Origin of the sequence: Neptunomonas sp. (genome assembly GCF_016744175.1) — a bacterium.
Taxonomy (GTDB): Bacteria; Pseudomonadota; Gammaproteobacteria; order Pseudomonadales; family Balneatricaceae; genus Neptunomonas.
This window is the reverse complement of record NZ_JADGEV010000090.1, coordinates 1,911-4,599: the sequence shown is the minus strand read 5'-3', so window position 1 is coordinate 4,599 and position 2,689 is coordinate 1,911. Positions and strand designations below refer to the sequence as shown.

The following is a 2,689-nucleotide window of genomic DNA, read 5'->3' as shown; positions in this document are numbered from 1 at the left end:
GGCCGCATAGATAGGGAAGTGAAAATTAAAATATTGGACTTATTCGTACCTTCTCTAATACCGCTGATAATAAATTTTTATTATTTGTTTTAGCTTTTGAGAAATACGTAGACTTCCTCTTGGCAGAGGGAGTATAAGTAAGCTCTGATAAGACTGTTTTTTCTCTAACCATATATCTAAATACAGTCCAAAAAGTGCCCATTTTTTAACCTCTATCACATCATATGTGCACCTTTTTTGGCATAAGGTGTGTGGTTTACTTAACGCAAAATACTGACTTTCACTTAGAGAAAACAAGCCTAATTCGTGTTGTGGTACTGCCGCGTGAATTCGTTGTTCTCAACAATGCTGGCTAAAAACACTCTGACATAGTCTACTTTTCATAAGGAACATAATTATGAGAATTGCAATTCTTTCTCGAAATGAGAATTTGTATTCTACTCGTCGCTTGAAAGAAGCCGGAGAGTCCCGCGGACATCAAGTTGATATCATAGACACTCTACATTGCTATATGGATATTACTCGAAGCCGACCGGCTGTACGTTACCACGGTGAAGAGCTGCCCTACTATGATGCAGTTATTCCTCGTATAGGGGCATCTGTTACTTTTTACGGCACAGCAGTTGTTCGTCAATTCGAGGTGATGGGGACGTTCTGTGTCAATGAATCCGTAGCAATAAGTAGGTCACGCGATAAGTTACGTTCATTGCAGCTATTATCCCGTAAAGATGTTGGGTTACCTCGTACAGGTTTTGCGAATAAACCCGATAATATTAAAGATCTTATCGCAAACGTTGGTGGTGCTCCTGTTGTAATTAAACTACTTGAGGGTACACAAGGGATTGGCGTGGTTCTGGCAGAAACCAACAAAACCGCCGAGAGTATTATTGAAGCTTTCATGGGCCTAAAAGCAAACATATTGGTGCAAGAGTTTATTGAAGAGGCAGGGGGGGCTGATATTCGGTGTTTCGTGGTTGGCAATAAAGTCGTAGCGGCAATGAAGCGCCAGGGAGCTGAAGGAGAGTTTAGGTCTAATTTACATCGCGGTGGTTCAGCAAGGCTTGTACGCTTAAGCAGAGAAGAAAGAGCAACTGCCGTTAACGCAGCCAAAGTGATGGGGCTAAATGTCTGTGGCGTCGATATACTTCAATCTAAAAACGGACCTGTAGTAATGGAAGTTAATTCATCGCCGGGTCTTGAAGGTATTGAATTGGCTACAGAAAAAGATGTAGCTGGGTTAATTATTGATTTTATAGAAGCTAATGCTAAACCAAATAACAACCGGACGCGAGGTAAAGGATGAGTCAGGTTTTCAAGGTAAACAGTAATGGAAACTAATGACCTGATAATCGGTGGCTTTACAGTTAAACCTGGAGAAACGAAACAGATTGAAATAGCGGTAGCTAAGCTCTATACAGATACTGATATTTGTATTCCAGTGCATGTAAGGCGCAGTAAAAAACCGGGTCCAACCGTTTTTGTTTCGGCAGCAGTACACGGTGATGAACTAAACGGTATTGAAATTATTCGTCGTTTAATTCAATTGAAGTCGCTCAAAATTAGTAGCGGTACATTGATTTTAGTGCCTATGTTGAATGTATATGGCGTTCTCAATCAAAGTCGCTATATGCCAGATCGGCGTGACCTTAACCGGTGCTTCCCTGGATCAGCGAAAGGTTCTTTAGCAGGGCGTGTGGCTGATATTTTTTTAGAGGAAATTGTAAAGCATTGTGACTACGGTATTGATCTACATACAGGTGCAATTCACCGCTCCAACTTGCCGCAAATACGTGCGAACCTTAACGATCCAGAAACCCGTACGCTCGCTGAAGTTTTTGGTGTGCCTGTATTATTAAATGCAGACCTAAGAGATGGGTCTTTACGGCAAGCGGCAGTGGAATCGGATACACGTATTCTGCTTTATGAAGCTGGGCAAGCACTGCGGTTTGATGAACTATCTATACAGGCTGGCGTGAAAGGTGTCCTGAATGTTATTAGGCATCTAGGCTTAGTGAACCGTAAGCTTCGAAGAAAAATACTCACACCCTATATTGCTAATCACAGCTCTTGGGTGCGTGCAAACTGCAGTGGCATTGTACATGATCTTAAAAATCTGGGTGATCAGGTACAAAAAGGGACGCCCTTAGCTGAAATTGGCAGCCCTTTTGGAGAAGTGATTGATATTGTCACGGCAAACAAATCTGGCATTATTATTGGTAAACAAAATATCCCGTTGGTACAAGAAGGGGATGCTATGTTTCATATTGCATTCTTTTCAGAGGATGATGCTGAGATAGCAGAAAAGATAAGCGAGATGCAAGACGCTTTGGCTCCTCCCATTCAGGATATAGCAAGATAAGTTACAACCCTTAATAGCAACGCTTTGCGCCGGTCTAGGTATGAGTTTAATGAAAGATAAAATGATTATTGGCAGTATTGAGAGCTGTGATCTCCCTGATCTAGGGATTTTTGATTTACAAGTGCGTATAGATACTGGCGCAAAAACATCTTCACTTCATGTGGATAATTTGTCTCGCTACAAAAAATCGGGTAAGCCTTGGATAAAGTTCGATATTCATCCCAATATTTACAAAGTTGAAGATATTGTAGAGTGCAACGCTCCACTCCAAGATATACGTAGAATTAAATCATCTAATGGAACAACTGAAGAGCGTTATGTGATCAAAAC

General features: G+C 41.3%; 3 protein-coding genes. All 3 read left to right on the top strand.

The annotated features are described in order from the left end of the window. Nucleotides 1-397: 397 nt before the first annotated feature. Nucleotides 398-1,303 carry a 30S ribosomal protein S6--L-glutamate ligase gene (gene rimK, locus QZZ55_RS19835; protein WP_293269154.1) on the top strand — a complete coding sequence of 302 codons (906 nt, stop codon included), beginning with the start codon at nucleotides 398-400 and terminating at the stop codon, nucleotides 1,301-1,303. 24 nt (nucleotides 1,304-1,327) lie between these two features. After that, nucleotides 1,328-2,359: a succinylglutamate desuccinylase/aspartoacylase family protein gene (locus QZZ55_RS19830; protein ID WP_293269153.1), complete on the top strand. Its 1,032-nt coding sequence runs from the start codon at nucleotides 1,328-1,330 to the stop codon at nucleotides 2,357-2,359. Between the two features lie 49 nt (nucleotides 2,360-2,408). Then, the coding region (locus tag QZZ55_RS19825; RefSeq protein WP_293269152.1) for a RimK/LysX family protein at nucleotides 2,409-2,689 on the top strand (281 nt) is incomplete at its 3' end.

Coding starts and splice junctions, on each gene's coding strand:
- rimK (WP_293269154.1), top strand. CDS start 398: ATGAGAATTGCAATTCTTTCTCGAAATGAGAATTTGTATTCTACTCGT.
- QZZ55_RS19830 (WP_293269153.1), top strand. CDS start 1,328: ATGGAAACTAATGACCTGATAATCGGTGGCTTTACAGTTAAACCTGGA.